We start from the raw sequence: 24,073 nt of genomic DNA, 5'->3' as shown, positions 1-24,073 counted from the left end.
GAAATTATGATGACAATTATTCGAATTGATCCACAAGATCGTTGGTCCGAAGCAGTGATCCATAATAATGTTATTTATTACACTAGTGTGCCAAATAATTTAATCAATGATGCTTACCATCAGACTAAGAGTGCTCTTGAAGAAATCGATAAAATTTTAGCGAGTATAAACAGTGATAAAAGTCATATTTTAGATGTGACGATATTTTTAGAAAATAAAAGCGATTTTGAAGCGATGAATAAAGCTTGGGATGAGTGGGTTGTTAAAGGATTTGCGCCGGTACGTTGTACTGTACAGGCAGGTTTAATGAATCCTGATTACTTAGTTGAAATAAAAATCATTGCTGCGCTAAAGCAATAAATTATTGTCATTCCGCCATCATAGATGGCGGATCCATTTTAAATATTTCGTTTACATACTTAAATCTTAGGAACTAAAAGTGTTTTCTTAGGTGAACTGATTGAATTTTTTAATATAGATATTTCAAATCCTGTTTATTCTTATCCCCATAAGTTAAAATTTGGTGTATACTTCTACAACATAATATTTTATATACACATATAATTTTATATGCATATTCAACCTAAAATTGCCATTGTAATGGGCTCTAAAAGTGATTGGGCAACCATGCGATATGCTGCTGAAATCCTTGATGCTTTAACTCTCACTTATCATGTTGAAATCGTTTCAGCTCATCGAACACCTGATAAATTATTTCAATTTGCCCAAGAAGCCAAACAACGTGGTTTTGATATCATTATTGCAGGAGCGGGTGGTGCGGCGCATTTGCCAGGTATGTTAGCGGCCAAAACCTTAGTACCAATATTAGGCGTTCCTGTTCAAAGCGCCGCATTAAATGGTATTGATAGCCTGTATTCTATTGTACAGATGCCAAAAGGTATACCCGTTGGAACACTAGCTATTGGTAAAGCAGGAGCAGCCAATGCTGCGCTATTAGCAGCACAAATTCTTGCTTTGCACGATCAAGAGATTCATCAGCGTTTAACTACTTGGCGATTAAGCCAAACAGATGAAGTATTAAATAATCCTGATCCAAGAGTAGATGCTTAAAATGATGATTAAATCCGTTTGTGTCTTAGGAAATGGACAATTAGGTCGAATGTTAAAACAAGCTGGTGAACCGTTAGGTGTTCATGTGTTTCCTGTTGGTTCAGATGTTGATCCAACAACTATCCCATACCAGCATTCGATCATTACTGCCGAAATTGAACGTTGGCCGGACACGCCTTTTACTCAAATTCTGGCCAATCATTCTCATTTCATTAATCGAGATGTTTTCCCGATTATTGCTGACCGTCTAACTCAAAAACAGCTATTTGATGAACTAGCTTTGCCTACGGCGAAATGGTCTTTATTGGATGATCCTCAAAATTGGAAAAAGTTATTTGCAGAGCTAGGTAAATCATTAATTGTCAAACGTCGAACCGGAGGATACGACGGTCGAGGGCAGTGGCGTATCACTAATGATCACAATATAACTATACCTAATGATATATACCACAACGCGATTGTAGAACAGACTATCAAGTTTGAAAAAGAGATCTCTTTAGTCGGTGCGCGTAACAAAAATGGTGAAACCGCTTTTTATCCACTGACCAACAATTTGCATCAAAACGGTATTTTAAAAGTGAGTGTCGCAATCCCTAATCAATATCCAGTATTACAAGCTAAAGCAGAAAAAATGCTAACAGTCATTATGAATAAACTTAATTATATTGGTGTATTGGCAATGGAATGCTTTGTCATTGGTGATAATTTATTTATCAATGAATTAGCACCAAGGGTACATAATAGTGGGCATTGGACACAAAATGGTGCATCTATTAGTCAATTTGAATTACATTTGCGATCGATATTAGCATTACCACTTCCACAACCTAATGTATTTGCACCTTCGGTTATGATCAATTTAGTTGGTACAGAATTGAACCTAAATTGGTTGTCTATTGATTTAGTTCATTTACATTGGTATGAAAAAGAAGTTAGAGAAGGTCGTAAAGTTGGACATCTAAATTTGACTCACAATCAATCGGATAAATTGAAACATTCTTTATCGCTTTTAAGAACGCTTTTACCTCAAGAGTATCAATCATCGATTGAATGGGCGAAACAACAGTTGTAGCAGCTTAAAAACAAAGGATTGAATATGATAGACTTTTCCAGAAAAATCAATTATCAGCGTGATGCTCGTAGAACAAACGAGATTTTAACTGATCCCTATTCAATTGTTCGCCAGTTTGAAAGTGATCGTGGACGGATAATCAATTCTGCTGCGATTAGACGTTTACAACAAAAAACACAAGTATTTCCATTAGAAAGGAATTCAGTAGTCAGAACTCGTCTCACTCACTCAATGGAAGTTCAACAAGTCGGTCGATATATTGTGAAAGAAATCATCCAACGACTAAGCGAATCAAAAAAACTCAAAACCTTTGGATTAGATAATGCTGTTACGTCGATAGAAAGTTTAGTTGAAATGGCTTGCTTAATGCATGATATTGGTAATCCTCCATTTGGACATTTCGGTGAAAAAGCAATAAATCACTGGTTTGTTAAACAGTTAGGAATGGATTGTCTACCAAAATATTCCGTACTTCAACCACAAGAGTTGGATGATGACACGATTAAAGAATTAAAAATCAAAATCCGTCGTGACTTATCAAACTTTGAAGGTAACGCTCAAGCCATAAGATTAGTCCATAGTATCCAAAAATTAAATCTTACTTATTCACAAGTTGCCTCAATCTTAAAATACACCAAACCCGCTTATTGGCCTAAAGAAGATATACCAACTGAGTTTTCTTATTTAATGAAAAAACCTGGTTATTATTTATCTGAAGAGCCATTTATAAAAAAATTATCCGAACAATTGGAAATTAAATCTTTTCATCGTTATCCACTGACTTATATTATGGAAGCTGCCGATGATATCTCCTACTGTATTGCGGATCTTGAAGATGCAGTTGAAAAAAAACTCTTTACGGTTCAACAACTTTATCATTGTTTAGAAAAAGCTTGGGGAAGTGTTAAAAATGGTGATTTATTTGATAAAGTAGTAAAACGTCCATACGCAAATCTTATGCAAAAGAAATTTAACTCAATCGCTGTTGGGCAATTTTTTATGTATTTACGTGTAAATACCATTGGCAAACTTGTTTCTCATGCTGCTGAACGTTTTGTTGAAAATATTGAAGATATTTATCATGGTTCGTTTAATTATGCATTATTAGAAGATCATGGGGCAGAATATCAATTATTAAAAATATTTAAAAGTGTGGGGGTTGAACATGTTTTTAATCATGAATCAGTAGAAAATATAGAATTACAAGGTTATCGCATCATTAGTGGATTATTGGATATTTACAGCCCGTTGTTAAATATGCCAACTTTTGAATTTTTCAAACTTGTCAAGGAAAACAACCATCAGCAATACCCTATCGAAACTAGACTTTATCATAAACTCTCTGCTAAACATTGTGATGCTTATTTACAGGCAACAAATTCAATTGAGAAAAATGATCCTAAATTTGCCTATTGGGAATTTTATTATCGCTGTCGATTATTACAAGATTATATTAGCGGTATGACCGATCATTTTGCTTATGATGAATATCGTAAATTAATGGTAACTTTTTAATCCTACTATCCTTTTATCGGGATTAGCACCAAATAGAAGCATAAGCACTATTTTTGTGCGTAATAAAAATTATCTCTATTATTGTCATTAATAAAAATTTTAAAGTGAGTCAATTCACACAACAAGCTTATTGTATGACTGATAATCTCATCTCAGTTTACAGCAATTTTGATAACGTTCAGATCAACATTTCCGGTTAATTAATAAGCATTTTTACTGCATCATCCAAAAATAGCACAATATTTCAATTCAATAGCATATTAATTAAATAGTATTTTTATGCATTGAGTTTTAAATAAAAGAAAATTTACAATTTGTTGTAAGTCGAAATAATGACGGTGAAAACAAATCAGATTGGCCATTCCAAGTAATTTATTTATTAATTTTATTAGATAGGTAAAGTAAAAGCTTAAAGTTGGTTTTATGGCACGGACTTTGCATGATTTCATGCATATACCATATTCTTGGGGAGTAATTGATGAAATTAGTCACAGTAATTATTAAACCTTTCAAGTTAGAAGAAGTCAGAGAATCATTATCAAATATCGGGATTACCGGATTGACCGTTACTGAAGTTAAAGGTTTCGGTCGACAAAAAGGACATGCAGAACTCTATCGCGGAGCGGAATACAACGTTAATTTTTTACCTAAAGTGAAAATAGATTTAGCCATCAATGATGAAGAACTTGATGAAGTTATTAGTACTATTTCTAAAGCTGCTTATACTGGCAAAATTGGTGACGGTAAAATTTTTGTAACTTCACTTGAGCATGTAGTTCGTATTCGTACCGGTGAAACGGATGAATCAGCTTTGTAATCATAATTAAGGATAATATTATGTTGAAGAAATGTATTTTACCATTATGTTTTATCTTCCCAACGTGCGCTTTCGCAGATAATGTTATGGAACATGCGGACAACGCAGATAATGGTTTTATGATGATTTGTACCACATTAGTATTTTTTATGTCTATTCCTGGGATTGCATTATTTTATGGAGGTTTACTACGTTCAAAAAACGTGTTATCGATGCTTTCACAAGTTTTAGTTACTTTTTCACTTATTTCTGTTTTATGGATTTTTTATGGCTACACGCTTACTTTTGGTGAGGGGAACTGGTTTTTTGGTAATTTTGAACACTTGATGTTAGCAGGCATTGATATAAAAGATGTTTCTGGTTCAATTTATGAATTAATTTGGGTTGCATTTCAGGGATCTTTTGCTTGTATTACATGCTGCTTAATACTTGGTGCTTTCGCAGAAAGAATACGTTTTTCTGCTGTATTAATCTTTATGGTGTTATGGTTTACATTTGCATACATACCAATGGCACATATGGTATGGGGAGACGGTATTTTAGGAGAAGAAGGTGCATTAGATTTTGCCGGTGGCACAGTTGTTCATATTAATGCTGCAGTGGCTGGTTTAATGGGTGCTTATCTACTAAAGAATCGAATCGGTTTTAATCGTGAGCCATTAAAACCATTTAATCTTCCTTATGTTTATCTTGGTGCTGCAATTCTTTACATTGGTTGGTTTGGCTTTAATGCAGGATCTTCAACTCATGCTGATGAAGTTGCGGCATTAGCGTTTATCAATACTGTCACTGCAACAGCCGCAGCAGTTTTATCTTGGTCGTTTGCCGAATGGATTTTACGAGGAAAACCGTCATGTTTAGGTGCAGCATCAGGTGTGGTAGCTGGATTGGTGGGAATCACACCGGCAGCCGGATTGGTTGGTGTGGCTGGTGCTATGTTAATAGGTTTTATCTGTGGTTTTGCTGGTGTTTGGGGTGTCTCATCACTAAAACGAATTTTAAAGATCGATGATACTTGTGATGTATTTGGTGTGCATGGTGTGTGTGGTATCGTTGGTTGCTTATTGACGGGTATTTTTGCTTCAAAATCATTAGGTGGGGTAGGTTATGCCGATGGGATAGGTATGACTACTCAAGTTGGAATTCAACTCATGAGTGTGATTACCTGTGTCATTTGGACTGCTGTTGTTGCTTTTATGGCTTATAAAATTGCGGATATTTGCGTTGGTTTACGCGTCAGCGAAGAACATGAACGTGAAGGTCTTGATATTAACAGTCATGGTGAAAGTGCTTTCAACAGTTGAGTTAAATTCGTTTAATCGTTAACTGAAATAGAATCCCTTTATTAAAACAATTATCAGCTTATTTTAAAATAAACATGAAAAAGAAAAGTTGAACGTATAAACTTATTAATTGGATTACTAAAGTGTTATCAGTAAAATCTACAGCATAACTGCTGTAGATTTTTTCGTAAAAATTAATATTAACTGATTAATCATCCCAAAGCATAATGGCATTATCATCCGTTAATATTAATGGTGGGGCAAAAAGATGTTCTTTAATTTTTGTTGGTATCACATTGATATTATTTAGATCAATTTCAACGCAAGGGTAAATTTTTGCCATTTGTTTTAAACGGCTACCAAGTAATTGTTTAACTTTATTTGATTCTTTAGCTAAAGCTAATTCATCTTTTAAGATACCAATTTGTTTCTTATGGTGCTCTGACTCAAAGTTTTCACCAAATATAAAACGAAATTCTTTATTGCTATCATTAAGGTGTTTACAATTAAATTCCTTATCTTTGTATTCACCGTGATGTAATTTATGCTCTTTGATGCGCAACGCAATAATTTCATTAATACTATCAGGATAATTTAATTTAGAGTCTAAAAAACTTAACGTATTTGTTTCCGGTATTGATTCACTGCTCTGTACTAAGGTAAATAATGGTTTTTTATGTGTCTTCATTCTATAACTTCCTTTTTATTCAGGACAATAATATGACAATATGTAGGACAATTAAAAAAACGATTGTTACTATGTTGTAAAGATGTTTTAAGTCAACAAAATGATCAACTAAAACTGCTAATTTTTACTTTCACTTTATTATTAACTTTCATGGTGTTATTATTTTAATAAAATAAATCACCATGGAATTGATTGCTTATAAGATCAATATTCATTTTTTTATATTTTTGCAAGGCTAAGATATTTTCCCATTTCCTCCTTTGGAACCATGCCACCACCAGTTGCCCAAACTAAGTGAGTCGCATTTGTTAAAATTTCTGATGAAACATTAATTCTTTCTAAATATATTGAATTGTTTTCAACATGTAATGAACCAAGCATTCCAGCTAAAGCTGAGGGTTCTAATTGAATTTGTTGTTGTTTATTTAATAAACCGAGTAAATCATACATCTCTTGATCATTAATGGTGTAATAACCATCAATTAATCTTTCCATTGCACGACCTACAAATCCCGAAGGTCTGCCTACGGCCAAACCGTCAGCAGCGGTGACATTATCAATACCAATATCTTGAACAGAGATATGGTCATGTAATCCAGTATAAACACCTAAAAACATACAAGGTGAATGGGTTGGTTCAGCAAAAATGCAATGTACATCATCACCAAACGTCAGTTTTAATCCAAATGCAACTCCTCCAGGTCCACCACCCACTCCGCAAGGAAGGTAAACAAATAATGGATGTTGTTTATCCACCTTTATGTTCATCTCAGTAAATTGTTTTTTAAGGCGTTCACCAGCTACTGCATACCCTAAAAATAAGATCTTTGAGTTTTCATCATCGATAAAAAAACAATTAGGATCAGATTCTGCAGCTTTACGGCCTTTTTCAACTGCAACACTATAGTCTTGTTGGTATTCGATAACATTTACACCGTTTGAACGTAATTTCTGTTTTTTCCACTCGCGAGCATCGCTAGACATATGAACATTAACTTTAAAACCTAATTTAGCACTCATAATACCAATAGATAGACCTAAGTTACCTGTTGAACCTACTGCAATACTGTATCGACTAAAAAATTGATTGAATCTGTCAGAAAATAATTTGGTGTAGTCATCCTTTTCGGTTAATAAGCCATTTTCAATAGCAAGCTTTTCTGCGTGTGTCAGTACTTCATATACACCGCCACGAGCTTTTATGGAACCGGAAATTGGTAAATGGCTATCTTTCTTGAGGAACAGACTTCCTGTGATCTTGCGTTGATAACGGCTTTCAAGGGCCGCTTTCATATTGGGAATCGGAACAACTTCGGACTCAATTATTCCTTTTGTTACTGCTGTTTCTGGAAATGCTTTGCATAAGTAAGGAGCAAATCTCGCTAATCGATCACTTGCATCTTTAACATCCTGCTCATTCAATTTTACATATGATAATCCATTTGTCAAGCTCGTTATATTAGGATTAAACCAAGCAGTCTCTTTTAGTTGTATTAAATTAGCAATTAAAGGATATTTTTGTATCAACTTTTCAACATCTTTAGTGATCATAATTTATTCCTGTAATTTATTTTATATAATATAAGATAGTAAAAAAGTACTTGCTAATGCGACTAATGAAGCAATAAATGTGGCTGATGTGTAGTATTTAAATATTTCATTTAATGTTGCACCGCAATATTGCTTAACTAACCAAAATAAAGAATCTGTAACAATTGTGCACCCAATAGCTCCTGAACCGATTGCTAATGTGATGACTTCTGGACTCAAGTTAGGATAGTGAGATAACATTGGTGAAACGATGGCGGTTGCTCCCATCATAGCAACAGTGGCGGATCCCACAGCGGCATGTAAAATTATCGATACAGACCATGCCAATAAAATTGGGTGCATATCAAAATGAGACAAAATACCGGCTAAACCATCACTTAATCCACTGTTTTTTAGAATGCCATTAAATGCACCACCTGCACCAATTATTAATAAAATATTGGCAATGGATGAAAAGCAACTTTCTGTCTTAAATAACAACACGGACATAGTCATATTGCGCCGAATACCCAACATATAGTAAGCTACAAAGGCCCCAATAAACATTGCTGTAATAGGATTACCAAGAAATTCTAATATTAAGTAATTAAAAGAATTTTTATCGACAATAAAGTCTGCAGCTGTTTTTATTAGCATTAAAACAATCGGTAGTAATACGGTAAATAATGTTGTGCCTAAAGAAGGAAGTTCTTCTTCTGTTCTCACTTTCATATCTGAAAACTCTTCAGGCACAGTTTTAAAAGGAATTTTATTTTTTATGCAATTTAGAAAGATTGGTCCGCCAATTAGTGATGCTAATAATCCAATACCTAACCCATAAACAATTACTGTTCCAATATCCGCACCTAATGCATTTGTTACAAATAGTGCAGCAGGATGAGGTGGAACGATACAATGAACTGCCATTAAAGCAGTACAAAGTGGAATAGCTAGCGTCAAAAGGGACGTTTTAGTTTTTTTAGCAATTGAAAAAGCTAATGGAATTAATAAAACTACACCTACTTCTACAAACAGGGTAATACCACAAATCAGCCCAACTAGCACCATAGTAACTTGTGGAGATAACCAGCGACATTTTTGTAATGTCAACCCTATGCGCTCGGCAGCGCCTGAAATTTCCATCATTTTACCAAGAATGGTACCCAAACCTATTACTGTAGCTAGAAAACCTAATGTACTACCTATACCGTCTTCGATTGCTGCAATCATTTTTTGTGGAGGCATTTTCATCAATGCACCTACATAAAAGCTAGCAAGTAATAACGCTAAAAAAGGATGAAGTCTAAATTTTATAATCGAGATTACTATAAGGATAATGCTGGTGATTAAAACACCTATAATCCACAACTGCGAATCCATATTACCTCCTTTCTTTTATTATTAATTGCTAGCTTTATTAAAAGTTTTTGGCGATAATTTGACAAATGATCAATTATGGGTTTAACTTGAATTAAATTCATCTATAAATGTGATTAAAATCAAAAAAAGCTAATATTTCAATAAATTTCGTGTAAATAATTATTTAGAAGTGTAAATCTTGGAACGCAAATACATGAATTAATATACTAATGGATTAGTAAAGGAGAATTATTATGTATGATGAAAATAGGTTTTTAGTTAAAAATCATGTTGTTAATCGTTATCAGTTATCTAAACTGCATACTTTTGAGTCTGTTGCGCGTCATTTATCATTTGCATTGGCTGCTGAAGAACTTTGTATCAGTCCAAGTGCGGTCAGTCATCAAATCAATAAACTAGAAGATGAACTTTCATTTAAATTATTTCAACGATATCATCGACGAATAACTCTGACTCATGAAGGTATGAACCTATTTAAAGTGGTCAAAAAATCTTTAAATATTTTAAATCAAGAAATACTGGAGATTAAAAATCAAGAAGTTTTTGGTACTCTAACTATCTATTCAAGACCCTCATTTGCTCAAAATTGGCTAATCCCAAAATTATCACTATTTGCTCGACATTACCCTTATATATCATTGAACATTGTATCGGGTAATGAAATTATTAATTTTAGTCGTCACCGGATTGATTTAGCTATTTATTTTGATGATCTGATTTATGATGATTTAAATAGTGAACATTTATTAAATGAAACGATGGTTCCTGTGTGTAGCCCATATTATGCACAACAAAATGATTTATATAATAAAATTGAAAATTTATCGAAATGCTTTATATTGCATGACACCCAAGCATGGGGATATGACTCGAACTTTGATGAATGGGAAAGTTGGGCCAAACATTTTTCATTATCTTATGATTTTAACGAAATGCAAAACATATGTTTTGATCGTTCAGACTTGGCGGCAACTGCTGCAATAAATCATGCAGGTATAGCGATGGGAAGGAAGCAAGTCATAAAAAATTATCTCGAATCGGGCTTATTAATTACCCCATTTGAGGGGATGGAAGTGATGTGTTCTCAGCATTATTATATATGTACCCCAAAAGAAAGATATAATCCTAAAGCTGATTTATTTGTTAAATGGTTAAAAAGTTATGTATAAAATTTTTTCAAGATATTATGCTAATTGATATTAACAAACTCTCATTTGCTGAAGTGCGGTAGTGAACCGCACTCACAAAAAATAACTTATTATTTTTTTATATGTTTTAAATTGGATATAGCAATCGCCAATAAGATAATTATCACTCCTGTCCATTGGTTGAAATACACGAATTCCTTTAAATAAAAATAAGAACAGGTAACTGCTACGGGTAACTCTGCTGCTGATAATATTGCACTTAATGAAATCCCTATTTTAGGCATACCTACAGAAAATAAAAATGGTGGTAAAACTGTCCCAAATAAAGATAATAAAAAACCTAACTGATAAAGTTTATCACTCATATCTAGTTTAAAGAAAAACGTAGGTGGAAAAATTAAAAATGTCACAATGCAAGCACCGGTTATCATTAATGCACTTTTTTCTAATGTTGGTAAATCATTACCAATATTACTGCTGGTTGTGATGAATAATGAGTACATTAATGCAGCTAAAAATCCAAATAGACAGCCAGTTAAATTCAATTTTATGTCTTCATTAAAAATACCAGCAGCTAAACAGCTACCGAAAATAATTGCTATTACGGTTAAAATTTGAAGATTAGTCGGTTTATTTTTAAAGATAACAAAATCAATGATGATACTGATCCATAGATATTGCATCAATAATATTATAGCAATTGAAGCAGGAACTAATTGTACACATTGATAATAACAAATTCCTACTAACCCTGGAAAAATACCAACAGCGCAGACTTTCCATTTTTTCGTTAAAGGACGTTTTGGGGTTAAATCAATTTTAGATTTATTTATTGTTTTAACCAGAAAATGAATCAACCACAACATTAACATACCTAAAAAACATTGGACACCAGTCACTTCACCTAATGTATAGCCATCTTTATAAGCGGTTTTGACGATAGAAGAGAGCACTCCAAAGCTACAGGCTCCAAAAAAAACCAACAAACCACCCAAAAATTTCTCTTTCATATTTTAAATCTCATTACTCTAACAAAATATTTATTCAACAAACACAATTAGAGTCCACAAGGGAAATTCCCCTGCACCTCATAAATTATTCAATAATTAGTATAAAGGCTACTAAACGAATCAGAACAGAATGTACGCTATAATGTTTAGCTCATTAGCTTGACCAGCAAATTAATACACAATAGGCTCTAATTTGCTGTGCGCTCGTTAAATGTAAAATAAAAAACTATTCCTAATATAAGCGCATAAGATGCAAAAATGATCCAAATCATTTGCCAATCTTTAACACCTTTATGTGTACACATATCAACGACAAAACCACTTATTATTGATCCTAAATAAGCACCAATGCCATTGACCATAGTCATGTATAAACCTTGCGCACTCGATCGTATATTCGGATTCACTTCTTTTTCAATAAAAATTGAACCCGAGATATTGAAAAAGTCAAACGCACAGCCATACACAATCATTGATAACATTAATAATACAAAACCAAATGGTGTTGGATCACCAAAAGCAAACAGACCAAATCGAAGAATCCAAGCAACCAGGCTGATCATTATGACTTTTTTTATGCCAAATTTCTTGAGAAAGAAAGGAATAGTCAAAATAAATGCTACTTCTGCCATTTGTGAAAAGGATAATAAAATAGCTGGATACTTTACAATTAAACTATCTTTAAACTCTGAAATTTTACCAAAATCATGTAAAAATGCACCTCCAAATGTATTGGTGATTTGTAATATTGCACCAAGTAACATCGAAAATAGAAAAAATACGGCTAGGGTGGGATTTTTGAATAGTACAAATGCATCTAAGCCTAAGCGTGAACTCCAAGACTGTTGATGGATTTTATTTATGATAATATTGGGTAACGTCGCACTATACATTACAAGCAATACTGATGCTGCACTGGCAACATAAAGCTGAGCATTGCTTAATTCAAATTTCAGCAGGCTAATCATCCACATTGCGACAATAAAACCAATAGTACCAAATACTCTAATTTTTGGAAAAACAGTTATTGTATCAAAATTTTCCTTATCCAGACAGTGGTAACTGATTGAATTTGATAATGCAATAGTTGGCATAAAAGCCAATGCATTGCATAACATCACCCAAAATAGCATTGTCGAATTATTGACTGATGCTGCATAAAATAGCGCAAAAGCACAAATGCAATGGCAAAGCATATACAAATATTTGGGTTGCAAAAATTTGTCAGCAATAATGCCAATAATACATGGCATTATTAATGCGGCTAAACCTTTTGTACTAAAAATCATTCCTACTTCGGCGCCTGAAAAATGCAATGTATTGAACAGATAACCACCGAAAGTCACTAACCAGCTTCCCCAAATAAAATATTGGAAAAACATCATTATTTTTAATCTATCTTTGATGTTCATTATTTATTCCTAAAATAATGCGAACTTTTTATTTAACATATTAAATAATAAAAAGTATTGATTAAAAACGCGCTATAGTCTTAGTGATTAGCTGTAAAAATGTTGATTTAACACGCTCTGCTGTTTCAATCACTTCTTCATGACCTAAAGGTTGATCTAATATGCCGCATGCCATATTAGTTAAACAAGATATACCAATAGTTTTAATACCCGAATGATGAGCAATAATTGCTTCTGGTACTGTTGACATTCCCACTGCATCCGCCCCTAAAACACGAATCATTCTAACTTCAGCTGGTGTTTCATAAGTTGGCCCTGTCCACCATGCATAAACACCTTGTTGTAATGTAATATTAAGTTCGTTTGCTGCATCACACACAATCGAACGTAATTGCTTATTGTAAACTTCACTTACATCTAAAAATCGAACGCCAAGTTCTGGATTATTCGGTCCTATCAATGGATTATTGGCTGTTAGATTAATGTGGTCAGTGATCAGCATTAAATCACCGGGCTTAAAAGTCGTATTTACAGCACCACAAGCATTAGTAATAATCAGTTTTTCAACGCCGAGCATTTTCATTACACGAACTGGAAAAGTTACCTGATCTAATGAAAAACCTTCATAATAATGAAAACGACCTTTCATTGCGATGACGGTTTTATCTCCGCTTTGACCAATGACCAACTCGTTAGCGTGACCAACAGCGGCAGATTTAGCAAAATGAGGAATCGTATCATAAGCAATACGAACTGCATCTTCAAGAGTATCGGCAAAAGGACCTAAACCTGAACCAAGAATAATCCCAATCGTTGGTTTTTTATTGGTATATTGTTTAATAAAATTAACTGCTTGCTGTATATCAGATGTTTGATGCATGACTTTACCCTTTCAAATTAACAAAAAACGGAAAAATGGGTGATTAACGATAATCACAAAAAATTAGATGTCATTTTGCCAACAATCATTGTCAGTTATTGAGTAATAAGGTTATATATCGTTATGCTTTCAATAAATATCATAGCTAATATATATAATCCTTTTATTCATTTTCAGAAAAAGATCATCTAAAAATCTACAAGAAAAACAATGTATTTGTAATCCGTAGTTGTATATTATGCTGATCTTCATGAAATAAAGAAAGATGCTTATTAATTTATCTTTAATTTAATTGTGGTATAAAAAATTTATTATTATTATTCAATTTATTATTTGCAAATTGATTAGTGGCAATCATACAATAAAATAGCATTTTTTTGTATGATTCGGTTATTTAAAAGCTTTTAGCTCAGATTAAATTTAATCTCATTCAAGAATACGTCCGAAATCTGAATAAATAACTCCTTTATCACCTCGAAAGAATCCAATCAACGTTATGTTATTTTGTTTGGCATTTTCAATAGCCATTGAAGTTGCAGCTGAAACTGCCAAAAGAATTTCGATTCCACATATGGCTGTTTTTTGAACCATTTCGTAGCTAGCACGGCTAGAAACCAGAATAACTCCTTTCTGAACTCGATCATTCAATTGTTGTTGTTTAGCTCGATAACCAAGTAACTTATCTAATGCAACATGCCTTCCGATATCTTCAAAACCAGCTAGGAGTTGCCCATTTAAATCAAGCCAGACAGCAGCATGTGTACACCCAGTTTGTTTACCAACCGACTGGACTTGGGTTAAGTATGAAAGCGATTCACTAAAATTAGATAATACAATTTTATCTTTTATTTGAAGGGGAGAAATTCTTTGACAGACTTGTTCAATTTGCTCGGTACCACAAATTCCACATCCTGTTCTACCCGTTAGATTACGGCGTTTTTCTTTTAATTGAGCGAAACGTCTTGATGATAATTCAATATTAACTTCGATTCCTTTTGATCGTTCAATAATATCAATACCATAAATATCATTAACTGACTGAATTATGTTTTCTGTTAATGAAAAACCAATAGCAAAATAGTCAAGATCTTTAGGTGTTGCCATCATAACAACATGTGAAATTCCGTTATAAATCAATGCAACCGGTTTTTCGATGGCTATTTTATCCGTTTGTGGGTTTTGTAAAGTGCTGTTATTGAATTTGTTCACTTTTAATGAAGTTGTTCCGTTCGTCATAATTGATCTCTGACTAATATAAATGTTTACAACTAGGTTTGATTATGATCAGCTTATTAATGTTAACAATGAGTAAATCAATTTACTTATTATTATAAAAGTAGCTAATAATTAATGAGTTCAAATCCTATACTGTTAATATTATGGTAAAATAAGAAACTATAATCAATTGCTAATTTATTAATTTAAACTATGTCATTACACGAAATCACACAAATAATAATGCAGTTTATTCAAACTCAGCAAATATGGGCTTTGCCAATTATATTTATACTGGCTTTTGGAGAGTCACTGGCTATTATTTCATTACTTGTGCCAGCTACAGCCATATTATTGGGTGCAGGCGCCTTGATTGGTGGTGGAGCGATATCTTTTTTCCCTGTGTTGATTGCCGCCTCACTAGGGGCAATTTTAGGTGATTGGGTATCTTATTGGTTAGGTAAGTATTATCATCAACAAGTGATTGCTTCATGGCCGTTAAACAAACATCCAAAACTTATTTTTCGTGCTGAACAATTCTTTCAACGTTATGGTACTTTTGGGGTTTTTATTGGTCGTTTTTTTGGCCCATTACGAGCATTTGTACCACTCATTGCTGGCACTATGCATATGCCAGCAAGCAAATTTAATTTAGCGAATATCGCTTCCGCGCCAATTTGGGCATTTGTACTTTTGGCTCCAGGAGCATTTGGTGTGCCTTGGTTAGAAACCCTATTTGGTTAAATAGTGCCAACATGGTAACTACGACGCCCACTTTTACGACCAAGTGCTTCTAAATTGGTTTGTAGAGGTGGAAATGGTAATTGTAAATTGTGTTCACGGTAAGCTTCCAATATTAATTTATGAATAGCACTGCGTAGTCGCATACGGTGTCCCATTTCAGCCGCAAATACGCGTATTTCAAATAACTGAATACCTTCTTGAATATCAACTAGATATACTTGTGGTTCTGGATCTTTAAGTACATATTCACATTTTTCACATGCTTTCTCTAATAGTTTGATCACAAGATCGCTATTTGCATCGATGGTTGCTGGAATGGTTAATACAATTCGGGTTATTGAATCAGATAATGACCAATTGACGAGTTGTTCGGTAATAAATGCCTTATTGGGCATAACTATTTCTTTGCGATCCCAATCGACAATGGTAATAGCACGCGTATTGATTTTTGTGATATTACCCGTTAAATCCCTGATGGTAACTGTATCACCAATGCGTACCGGTTTTTCAAAAAGAATAATTAAACCAGAAATAAAATTTGCAAAAATTTCTTGTAAACCAAATCCTAAACCGACACCTAATGCTGCAATAAGCCACTGAATTTTTGCCCAATCAATGCCGATAAATGAAAATGCAATCATACTGCCTATCATCAATACAATATATTTTGAAACGGTTGAGATGGCATAACCCGTTCCTGGGGCTAGATCTAAATGTTGAAGTAAACCTAATTCAAGTAGTGCAGGCAGATTTTTGACTAATTGAATGGTAATAGTCATAACTAAAATGGCAATACAAACAGCACCTAACGTAATGTATTGTTCTACTTCGGTTCCATTTACTATTACGCTTGTACCCCAAAGTTTAATGTTATTCATAAAGGCAAAAGCTGAATGCAATTCTGACCAGAGTAAAATCATACTGATTGATGCTATAAGCATAATAATTGATCTAACCAATAGTAATGATTGAGCACTAATTGCATCTAAGTCAATCGCAGGTTCATCCATACCATCATTAATTGATGTTAAATCTTCCTCGTGACCTCTAGCGCGTTGCATACGTTCTAATCGGCGCTGTTTTGCTCGTTCAAATTTGATGCGACGTTTTTGGATCCACATCCAACGACGAATCATAAAATAAATAACTAATAAACCTAACCAAATAATGACTGAAGCTTCAAGGCGCCCTAATAAAACTTGCGCAGTAGATAAATATCCTAAACAGGCGGCTATTATTGCTAACCACGGTGCACTCAATAAAATGAGCCATAAAATATGACTCAAGAGATTATCGCCTGAGCCTTTTTTATCTATATATAATGGAACACCAGCGCGGTGAATTGAGTTGCTCATGAATACTAATGCAAAACATAAAATAATAAAGGCACAACGACCAATAGTAGCAGCAAATTGGCGATTGTTAAACTGATCAAAACTCATTACAATCATTACAAGAGGAATCACCACCCACACTGAAAGTTTATAATATTTCATTGCTTCATGAACATTAGCTTTTGACCAGCCAAAATGGGTGATAAAGAGTCCTGATTTTTCCGCAAAATGAGCTGTGATTATAAAAACCCATAAAATTGGTGCAGCAGCATTAACTCCATAGCCCAGCGCAATAGCCACCGGATAATCCCAATTGATTTGTTGTAGTGCATAACCAAAAACAGCCCATAAAATAGGTATAGGCAACGCCATAATTAACGAATAAACTATTACTTTTAACGTTAATGAATAATTGTCTTGCGTTACTTTACCTACACGCGTAGCTGATTTATTTAAAAAAGCATAATATTTATTTCGCATTTTGAAATGTGCAAAAACAAATATTATGGATATTATTAATAAAAATAGTAATTTAGGTGATGATAATATTTCACAACTCGCATGATATAACTGAGATAATGTGTCGATAGAAAATATTACATAAGCCACATCTTTAGCTAAATTTACTGGATACTCCAATGAAATTGGATTTACATCGGCAACCCAAAAAAAATAACGATGTGCAGCATCATTAACTTCATCTATAGCATTAGTTAATTGCTTATTTGATATTTTTAATTTTGTTAACTCCAAAATAGTGGTGTCTGTGCCTGAGATTAACGTTTTAAGTAATTCAATCTGTTCACGAATTGAACGTCGATATTGGCTAGCAAGTTTTGAGCTATTAACTGGGTTAGTTAATGTCGGATAGCTGCCTAATGCCTTTAAATTATTGCTGTAATTTAACTGCTGAACTTTTGCTTCCGCTATTTCTGCATCAAGTGGTTGAGATTTTGGTTTTTCTGGTAGATTTAACAATTGTTGGCGAAGTGTTTCGCCAAGCGCAGTTGAAAAACTTAACCATTCCCCTTGTTCGGCAAGAGTTGATAATGTATTTTGAACATGTGAAATTTGCGTAGTAATATTATTTTGTTCATTAATAATGCTGGTTAAATGTGTTTTTTGAAGCTCTAAATTTTGACGGAGTTCCTCATTTTTATCACCTAATTGATTGAGTGTTTGTAACAGTTCTTCTTCATTATTAATGGTAATGACTGTTTGTTCAGCCAATGTTATTGATGAAAACAGCAATAAAGCACAACATAAAATACTACGTATCCACATAAAGCTATATCCTTTCAGCTAATTTTTGACCAACACGTGTTGTATCGCCAACTTTCAAGTGGCTATCAAATTCAATTGTATTGGATGCAAACAAGGTGATAACGGTTGAACCAAGTTTAAAACATCCCATATCTTGTCCTTTAATTAATTTTACTTCGCCTGAATAGATCCAACGTTTCATTATGCCTTCGCGTGGCGGAGTAATACAACCTTCCCACTCTACTTCAATACTACCAACGATAGTTGCCCCGACTAGTATTTGTGCCATTGGACCAAACTCAGTTTCAAATAAACAAATTACGCGTTCATTCCGAGCAAAAATATTTGGTATACATTCAGTGGTTGCTTTACTCACAGAATAAAGCGAACCGGGTACATAAATCATTTCACGTAAAACGCCATCACAAGGCATATGAAAGCGATGATAATTTTTTGGGGAGAGGTACGTGGTTGCATAAGAACCATGTTTAAAAAATTTAATCATATCAGAATGACAAGCAACTAGTGCTTCTAAGGAATAATAATGCCCTTTTGCTTGTAGTAAGAAGTTATCTTGAATCGTTCCAAATTGGCTTATAACTCCATCAGCGGGCATAATAATAGAATTAATCGCGGTATCAATTGGGCGAGCATCTTCTTTCAGTTTACGTGCAAAAAAATCATTAAAGGTTTTATAGTCTCGAACATTTACCAATTTAGCTTCACTTAAGTCTATTTTATACAATTTGATAAAGCCCTGAATTATCCAAGTAGTAATGTTACCTAGCTGCTTTTTAGCAAGCCAACCAAATAACGAAGTTAATAACTGTTTAGGAAGAAGATACTGAATAAGGGCTTTTAACTGATTTACCATGGATTACTCTCAAATTTTGTAAAAAAATTATTATACCAATAATTTATGGGAATGTATAAAACCGATAAATTTGGTAATTTGTGTGATAGATCACACTGAGTTTGAAAATATTGCCAACATTTATTAAACAATGGCAATCGATTAAAAGTCTTTGAATTTAACGCTATATAAACTATCACCATTAATAAAATTAAGGGCAGTGTTAATGGAAGATAGATATATTGTAGCAATTGACTTAGGGGCATCGAGTGGTCGGGTCATGCTGTCATGTTATCAACAGCAAATTCAAAAAATAACGCTTAAAGAAATTCACCGGTTTAACAATGGATTCAAAGCAATAGATAATGATTATTGTTGGGATTTAGTTTATCTGGAACAACAGATCTTAATTGGACTAAATAAAATTATTCAGCAAAATATCAAAATCGATAGTATCGGTATTGATAGTTGGGGCGTTGATTATGTATTGCTTGATAAGAATGGACAAGTAGTTGGATCCACTTATTCTTATCGTGATCATCGTACTGATAATGTCATGTCACTGGTGCAATCTGAACTTAGCACAGAAAGGATTTATCAAAAAACGGGCATCCAATTTCTCACTTTTAATACCCTTTACCAACTCAAAGCAATGATGATCAATCCTCCTACTTGGCTATCACAAGTAACCGATTTAGTAATGATCCCTGATTATTTTATCTATCGACTCACTGGACAACTTAATCGCGAATACACTAACGCAACGACCACTCAATTAGTTAATGTTGTTACGAAAAACTGGGATGATGACTTGCTTAACTATTTAGGTATACCACGTAAATGGTTTGGTACTATTTCTCAACCAGGTAATCAAGTTGGAATGTGGAAAACACCCGAAGGCGATCGAATTCCGGTTATCGCTATTGCCAGCCATGATACGGCTAGTGCAGTTATTGCTGCACCAATCAATGATCAACATAGTGCTTACTTATGTTCTGGAACTTGGTCATTAATGGGGATTGAATCAAAACAGCCTGTTACTGGACAACCGGCATTAAACGCAAATATTACTAACGAAGGGGGCGTTGATGGACATTTTCGAGTATTAAAAAACATAATGGGACTATGGTTATTCCAACGAGTCTGCGTTGAACATGAAGTTAAGGATATTACCTCATTAATTCAATTAGCTGAACAAGAATCCGCATTTACCTATCTTATCAATCCAAATGATTGTCGATTGTTAAATCCTCAATCGATGACAGAAACCATAAAACAAATTTGTTTGGAAAACCACGGTCATGCACCTGAACGTCTATCGCAGCTGTTGCGATGTATTTTTGACAGTTTGGCTCATTTATATCGCGATATCATCAAAGAATTAGTAACGATCACTAATAGAAAAATCGAAACTCTACATATTGTTGGTGGTGGCTGTCAAAACGCTTTTTTAAATCAGTTATGTGCTGATGTTTGTCAAATCAATGTTACTGCTGGCCCCATTGAATCTTCATCACTTGGGAATGTGGGTTATCAATTGATTGCGTTAGGTGACATTAAAAATGTCAATACTTTGCGCCATATTATTGCACAAAATTTTGACACCAAATATTACTCTCCAACCAATAATTATTTAAAAAATTTATATATTTCATAAAGGAGTCTTCCATGAATGTCGTTGAAAAGGCATACCAAATTGCCAAATCAAGATATGCAGAAATAGGTGTAGATACTGATGCCGCAATTTCTACTATGGCCCGCTTACCAATTTCGGTACATTGTTGGCAAGGTGATGATGTGGTTGGTTTTGAAAAACTTGAAGGCGAGTTAACAGGTGGTATTCAAGCAACAGGAAATTATCCTGGCAAAGCGCGTAACGCTGACGAACTGCGCTTAGATTTAGATAAAGCCTTCAGTTTAATTCCTGGACCAAAACGCCTTAACTTGCATGCTTGCTATCTTGAAGTTGATCACAAAGTCGATCGTAATGAAATTAAATCCGAACATTTTGCTAACTGGGTTTGTTGGGCAAAAAAACAGCATATTGGTTTAGACTTCAATCCTACTTACTTTTCACATCCACTGAGTAATGATGGGACTTTAACCCACACTAACGATCAAATCCGTCAATTCTGGATTGATCATGGCAAAGCATGTCGTAAAGTATCTGAGTACTTCGGTAAAGAGTTAGGTACACCGTCAATTATGAACATTTGGTTACCAGATGGCATGAAAGATATCACGGTTGACAAATTTGGACCAAGACAGCGTTTAGTTGAAGCTATTGATGAAATGATCAGCGAAAAGATTGATTCCAAATATCACATTGATGCCGTTGAAAGTAAGCTATTTGGTATTGGTTTAGAATCCTATACTGCTGGCTCTAACGAATTTTATTTGGCTTATGCCACATCTCGTAAAACAGCATTATGTTTAGATGCTGGTCATTTCCATCCGACAGAAGTGATTTCAGATAAGATTTCTGCCGTTATGCCATTTATTGAACACTTATTATTACACGTAAGCCGTCCAGTACGTTGGGATAGCGATCACGTCGTATTATTTGATGATGAAACTCAAAACATAGCCAGTGAGGTCATTCGTAATAAATTATTCGATCGTGTACATATCGGTTTAGACTTTTTTGATGCATCAATCAACCGTATTGCTGCTTGGGTAATTGGTACTCGTAATATGAAAAAATGCTTAATGAAAGCACTATTAGAACCAACGGATAAACTCAAACAGTACGAACATGACCGAGATTTTACCTCCCGATTAGCATTATTAGAAGAACAAAAATCACTGCCTTGGCAAGCAGTTTGGGACAGGTATTGTCAGCTTAATGATGTCCCAGTAGGCCAGGCATGGTTAGACGAAGTTCGTCAATATGAGCAACAAGTATTAAGCCAACGATAAAAAAGGTGAAAACAATGCAACAGATTCTATCTTCTTGGTTTGTGCAAGGCATGATCAAAGCAACGTACGACATGTGGTTAAAAGGTTGGGATGAACGTAATGGAGGTAATGTAAGTCTGAGATTATTGGAAAGCGACATCTTATCGTTTAAAAACGATTTTTATCAAAACCCACGTCATCTTATGCTTACTCAAGATGTAAGCAAATTGGCGAATCAATACTTTATTGTTACAGGTTCGGGTAAATTCTTTCGTAATGTGATTTTAGATCCTGCTGATACTTTAGCCGTTGTAAAAATTGATGAGCAGGGTGAAGGTTATTACATCATGTGGGGATTAATTAATGGGGGATTGCCTACTTCAGAATTAGCAGCGCATTTGCAATCACATATTGTTCGTATTGAGAAAAGTCATGGTAAAGATCGAGTCATTATGCACTGTCATGCTACCAATTTAATTGCATTAACATATGTGATTGAACTAGATACTGCGGTCATTACTCGCTTGTTATGGGAAATGAGTACCGAATGCCTGGTTGTTTTTCCAAATGGTGTTGGAGTAGTGCCTTGGATGGTACCAGGTAAAGATGAAATTGGTTATGCAACGGCAAAAGAAATGGCAAAACACACATTAGTTCTTTGGGCGTTTCATGGTGTTTTCGGTACAGGATCAAATTTGGATGAGGCTTTTGGATTAATTGATACTGCTGAAAAATCCGCGGAAGTATTAGTAAAAGTATTATCCATGGGAGGCAAACGACAAACCATTACTTTAGAGCAATTTAGGCTTCTTGCTCAACGGTTTGATGTTACTCCTTTAGAGGACGCATTAAAACAATAAATAAGCTTAGCAAAAATATACTAAGTAATATTGTTTAGCTATAAGGAAACAAATATGGGTAGTTCAATTTTTCTAGGCATTATTTGGCATTTTGTTGGTGCCGCTTCTGCCGCTAGTTTTTATGCGCCTTTAAAAAAAGTGAAAAACTGGTCATGGGAGATAATGTGGTCAATAGCTGGTCTGTTTTCTTGGATTATTTTACCATGGTCTATTAGTTACTTTTTATTACCCGATTTTTGGGCTTATTACGGTTCATTCAGTCCACAGATACTGATACCTGTTTTTTTATTCGGAGCCATGTGGGGAGTAGGCAATGTCGGTTATGGTCTTACCATGCGTTATTTAGGTATGTCGATGGGAATTGGTATCGCAATTGGTATTACGTTAATTGTTGGCACTTTAATGACGCCGATATTACAAGGTAAATTTGGTGAACTTATCGCTTCAACCGGCGGCAAAATGACACTGCTAGGCGTAGTTGTCGCTGTTATTGGGGTAGCCATTGTTACTTATGCGGGACTTTTAAAAGAAAAAACATTAGGTGTACAGGTAGCGGATTTTAATCTACGCAAAGGCTTATTATTAGCGGTAATGTGTGGGATTTTTTCTGCCGGTATGTCTTTTGCTATGAGCGCCGCGGTACCTATGCATACTAAGGCCGCTCAATTAGGTGTTTCCCATCTGTATGTTGCGTTACCTAGTTATGTAGTCATCATGGGTGGTGGCGCGATAGTTAATCTCGGTTTTTGTATTTCCCGCCTCTGTTTTAAAAAAGAGTTGTCATTCAAACAAGATTTCTCGGTTGCTAAATCGTTACTCATTAGCAATGCATTGTTTGCCATTTTGGGCGGTGCAATGTGGTATTTTCAATTCTTCTTTTATGCATGGGGCCATGCCAATATTCCAGCAGAATATGGCTTTATGAGTTGGATGTTACATATGAGCTTTTATGTGCTTTGTGGTGGTATTGTTGGTTTAGTTTTAAAAGAGTGGTTTGGCACAGGAAAGAAACCAGTAAAAGTATTATGTATAGGTTGCTTAGTTATTATTTTTGCTGCCAATATCGTTGGCTTAGGCATGGCAAATTAATTGAAAGGAAA

20 protein-coding genes and 1 pseudogene are annotated in these 24,073 nt (G+C 34.3%); 12 read left to right on the top strand and 9 right to left on the bottom strand.

Going from position 1 to position 24,073, the window contains the following annotated elements; translation table 11 throughout:
- Positions 1 to 9: 9 nt before the first annotated feature.
- The 6 genes from J3U13_RS04945 to amtB all read left to right on the top strand — a co-directional run bounded on the left by J3U13_RS04945 (position 10) and on the right by amtB (position 5,779).
- Positions 10 to 360 carry a RidA family protein gene (locus tag J3U13_RS04945; protein WP_267340533.1) on the top strand — a complete coding sequence of 117 codons (351 nt, stop codon included), beginning with the start codon at positions 10 to 12 and terminating at the stop codon, positions 358 to 360.
- A gap of 210 nt (positions 361 to 570) precedes the next feature.
- Entirely contained in the window at positions 571 to 1,071 is a 501-nt protein-coding gene (gene purE, locus J3U13_RS04940) for a 5-(carboxyamino)imidazole ribonucleotide mutase (RefSeq protein WP_267340532.1), read from the top strand.
- Between the two features lie 7 nt (positions 1,072 to 1,078).
- Complete coding sequence (purK, locus tag J3U13_RS04935) at positions 1,079 to 2,143, top strand: 5-(carboxyamino)imidazole ribonucleotide synthase (protein ID WP_416380311.1); 1,065 nt, start codon at positions 1,079 to 1,081, stop codon at positions 2,141 to 2,143.
- Positions 2,144 to 2,161: 18 nt separating this feature from the next.
- Positions 2,162 to 3,658, top strand: a complete 1,497-nt coding sequence (dgt, locus tag J3U13_RS04930; RefSeq protein WP_416380527.1) for a dGTPase — start codon at positions 2,162 to 2,164, stop codon at positions 3,656 to 3,658.
- 478 nt (positions 3,659 to 4,136) lie between these two features.
- Complete coding sequence (gene glnK, locus J3U13_RS04925) at positions 4,137 to 4,475, top strand: P-II family nitrogen regulator (protein ID WP_267340529.1); 339 nt, start codon at positions 4,137 to 4,139, stop codon at positions 4,473 to 4,475.
- A gap of 20 nt (positions 4,476 to 4,495) precedes the next feature.
- A complete protein-coding gene (amtB, locus tag J3U13_RS04920) occupies positions 4,496 to 5,779 on the top strand; it encodes an ammonium transporter AmtB (RefSeq protein WP_267340528.1) in 1,284 nt (427 codons plus the stop codon).
- A gap of 187 nt (positions 5,780 to 5,966) precedes the next feature.
- Here the strand turns inward: amtB and J3U13_RS04915 are convergent, their stop codons facing one another.
- The 3 genes from J3U13_RS04915 to dsdX form a co-directional block, all read right to left on the bottom strand.
- Entirely contained in the window at positions 5,967 to 6,446 is a 480-nt protein-coding gene (locus J3U13_RS04915) for a hypothetical protein (RefSeq protein ID WP_267340527.1), read from the bottom strand.
- 219 nt (positions 6,447 to 6,665) lie between these two features.
- The gene (locus J3U13_RS04910; protein WP_267340526.1) at positions 6,666 to 7,997 is read right to left on the bottom strand and encodes a D-serine ammonia-lyase; all 1,332 of its coding nucleotides are present in this window, start codon (positions 7,995 to 7,997) and stop codon (positions 6,666 to 6,668) included.
- Positions 7,998 to 8,018: 21 nt separating this feature from the next.
- Entirely contained in the window at positions 8,019 to 9,356 is a 1,338-nt protein-coding gene (dsdX, locus tag J3U13_RS04905) for a D-serine transporter DsdX (RefSeq protein ID WP_267340525.1), read from the bottom strand.
- A gap of 233 nt (positions 9,357 to 9,589) precedes the next feature.
- Between dsdX and dsdC the strand changes: the two genes are divergently transcribed.
- Complete coding sequence (dsdC, locus tag J3U13_RS04900; protein WP_267340524.1) at positions 9,590 to 10,525, top strand: DNA-binding transcriptional regulator DsdC; 936 nt, start codon at positions 9,590 to 9,592, stop codon at positions 10,523 to 10,525.
- An 89-nt stretch (positions 10,526 to 10,614) separates the two neighbouring features.
- Here dsdC and J3U13_RS04895 read toward each other — a convergent pair whose 3' ends face one another.
- The 4 genes from J3U13_RS04895 to fdhD form a co-directional block, all read right to left on the bottom strand.
- Positions 10,615 to 11,514, bottom strand: coding sequence for an EamA family transporter (locus J3U13_RS04895; RefSeq protein ID WP_267340523.1), 900 nt, complete (start codon positions 11,512 to 11,514; stop codon positions 10,615 to 10,617).
- Positions 11,515 to 11,702: 188 nt separating this feature from the next.
- On the bottom strand, positions 11,703 to 12,926 hold the full coding sequence (locus J3U13_RS04890; protein WP_267340522.1) for a nucleoside permease: 1,224 nt from the start codon (positions 12,924 to 12,926) through the stop codon (positions 11,703 to 11,705).
- Positions 12,927 to 12,987: 61 nt separating this feature from the next.
- Positions 12,988 to 13,806, bottom strand: coding sequence for a purine-nucleoside phosphorylase (locus J3U13_RS04885; RefSeq protein ID WP_267340521.1), 819 nt, complete (start codon positions 13,804 to 13,806; stop codon positions 12,988 to 12,990).
- A 426-nt stretch (positions 13,807 to 14,232) separates the two neighbouring features.
- Positions 14,233 to 15,042: a formate dehydrogenase accessory sulfurtransferase FdhD gene (fdhD, locus tag J3U13_RS04880; RefSeq protein ID WP_267340520.1), complete on the bottom strand. Its 810-nt coding sequence runs from the start codon at positions 15,040 to 15,042 to the stop codon at positions 14,233 to 14,235.
- 192 nt (positions 15,043 to 15,234) lie between these two features.
- Between fdhD and J3U13_RS04875 the strand changes: the two genes are divergently transcribed.
- Positions 15,235 to 15,765: a DedA family protein gene (locus J3U13_RS04875; protein ID WP_267340519.1), complete on the top strand. Its 531-nt coding sequence runs from the start codon at positions 15,235 to 15,237 to the stop codon at positions 15,763 to 15,765.
- Here the strand turns inward: J3U13_RS04875 and mscM are convergent.
- Together mscM and asd are read right to left on the bottom strand one after the other, a co-directional pair.
- A pseudogene (gene mscM, locus J3U13_RS04870) lies at positions 15,762 to 18,308 on the bottom strand (miniconductance mechanosensitive channel MscM); the annotation flags it as partial. The gene J3U13_RS04875 and the pseudogene mscM sit on opposite strands and share 4 nt — an antisense overlap.
- Positions 18,309 to 18,387: 79 nt before the next feature.
- Positions 18,388 to 19,236: an archaetidylserine decarboxylase gene (gene asd, locus J3U13_RS04865; RefSeq protein ID WP_267340517.1), complete on the bottom strand. Its 849-nt coding sequence runs from the start codon at positions 19,234 to 19,236 to the stop codon at positions 18,388 to 18,390.
- A 205-nt stretch (positions 19,237 to 19,441) separates the two neighbouring features.
- Here asd and rhaB point away from each other — a divergent pair, with 205 nt between their 5' ends.
- The 4 genes from rhaB to rhaT are packed head-to-tail and all read left to right on the top strand — an operon-like array spanning position 19,442 to position 24,062.
- Positions 19,442 to 20,872 (top strand): rhamnulokinase, encoded by a 1,431-nt coding sequence (gene rhaB / locus J3U13_RS04860; RefSeq protein WP_267340516.1) that lies wholly within the window; start codon positions 19,442 to 19,444, stop codon positions 20,870 to 20,872.
- A gap of 11 nt (positions 20,873 to 20,883) precedes the next feature.
- A complete protein-coding gene (locus J3U13_RS04855; protein ID WP_267340515.1) occupies positions 20,884 to 22,134 on the top strand; it encodes an L-rhamnose isomerase in 1,251 nt (416 codons plus the stop codon).
- A 14-nt stretch (positions 22,135 to 22,148) separates the two neighbouring features.
- Positions 22,149 to 22,973, top strand: coding sequence for a rhamnulose-1-phosphate aldolase (gene rhaD / locus J3U13_RS04850; RefSeq protein ID WP_267340514.1), 825 nt, complete (start codon positions 22,149 to 22,151; stop codon positions 22,971 to 22,973).
- A gap of 54 nt (positions 22,974 to 23,027) precedes the next feature.
- Positions 23,028 to 24,062: an L-rhamnose/proton symporter RhaT gene (gene rhaT / locus J3U13_RS04845; RefSeq protein WP_267340513.1), complete on the top strand. Its 1,035-nt coding sequence runs from the start codon at positions 23,028 to 23,030 to the stop codon at positions 24,060 to 24,062.
- Positions 24,063 to 24,073 lie beyond the last annotated feature (11 nt).

The sequence above is a fragment of the Gilliamella sp. B2887 genome (genome assembly GCF_026537015.1).
Lineage (GTDB): Bacteria > Pseudomonadota > Gammaproteobacteria > Enterobacterales > Orbaceae > Gilliamella.
Note: the sequence above shows the minus strand (reverse complement) of the source record. Positions and strands in the feature narration are given on the sequence as shown.

Bases quoted from the DNA above. Each gene is read 5' to 3' on its own strand.
- J3U13_RS04885 (WP_267340521.1), bottom strand. From the start codon at position 13,806: ATGCATCAAACATCTGATATACAGCAAGCAGTTAATTTTATTAAACAA.
- J3U13_RS04855 (WP_267340515.1), top strand. From the start codon at position 20,884: ATGAATGTCGTTGAAAAGGCATACCAAATTGCCAAATCAAGATATGCA.
- glnK (WP_267340529.1), top strand. From the start codon at position 4,137: ATGAAATTAGTCACAGTAATTATTAAACCTTTCAAGTTAGAAGAAGTC.
- J3U13_RS04875 (WP_267340519.1), top strand. From the start codon at position 15,235: ATGTCATTACACGAAATCACACAAATAATAATGCAGTTTATTCAAACT.
- purE (WP_267340532.1), top strand. From the start codon at position 571: ATGCATATTCAACCTAAAATTGCCATTGTAATGGGCTCTAAAAGTGAT.
- asd (WP_267340517.1), bottom strand. From the start codon at position 19,236: ATGGTAAATCAGTTAAAAGCCCTTATTCAGTATCTTCTTCCTAAACAG.
- rhaB (WP_267340516.1), top strand. From the start codon at position 19,442: ATGGAAGATAGATATATTGTAGCAATTGACTTAGGGGCATCGAGTGGT.
- J3U13_RS04910 (WP_267340526.1), bottom strand. From the start codon at position 7,997: ATGATCACTAAAGATGTTGAAAAGTTGATACAAAAATATCCTTTAATT.
- J3U13_RS04895 (WP_267340523.1), bottom strand. From the start codon at position 11,514: ATGAAAGAGAAATTTTTGGGTGGTTTGTTGGTTTTTTTTGGAGCCTGT.
- J3U13_RS04890 (WP_267340522.1), bottom strand. From the start codon at position 12,926: ATGAACATCAAAGATAGATTAAAAATAATGATGTTTTTCCAATATTTT.
- J3U13_RS04945 (WP_267340533.1), top strand. From the start codon at position 10: ATGACAATTATTCGAATTGATCCACAAGATCGTTGGTCCGAAGCAGTG.
- dsdC (WP_267340524.1), top strand. From the start codon at position 9,590: ATGTATGATGAAAATAGGTTTTTAGTTAAAAATCATGTTGTTAATCGT.
- amtB (WP_267340528.1), top strand. From the start codon at position 4,496: ATGTTGAAGAAATGTATTTTACCATTATGTTTTATCTTCCCAACGTGC.
- rhaT (WP_267340513.1), top strand. From the start codon at position 23,028: ATGGGTAGTTCAATTTTTCTAGGCATTATTTGGCATTTTGTTGGTGCC.
- J3U13_RS04915 (WP_267340527.1), bottom strand. From the start codon at position 6,446: ATGAAGACACATAAAAAACCATTATTTACCTTAGTACAGAGCAGTGAA.
- dsdX (WP_267340525.1), bottom strand. From the start codon at position 9,356: ATGGATTCGCAGTTGTGGATTATAGGTGTTTTAATCACCAGCATTATC.
- fdhD (WP_267340520.1), bottom strand. From the start codon at position 15,042: ATGACGAACGGAACAACTTCATTAAAAGTGAACAAATTCAATAACAGC.
- rhaD (WP_267340514.1), top strand. From the start codon at position 22,149: ATGCAACAGATTCTATCTTCTTGGTTTGTGCAAGGCATGATCAAAGCA.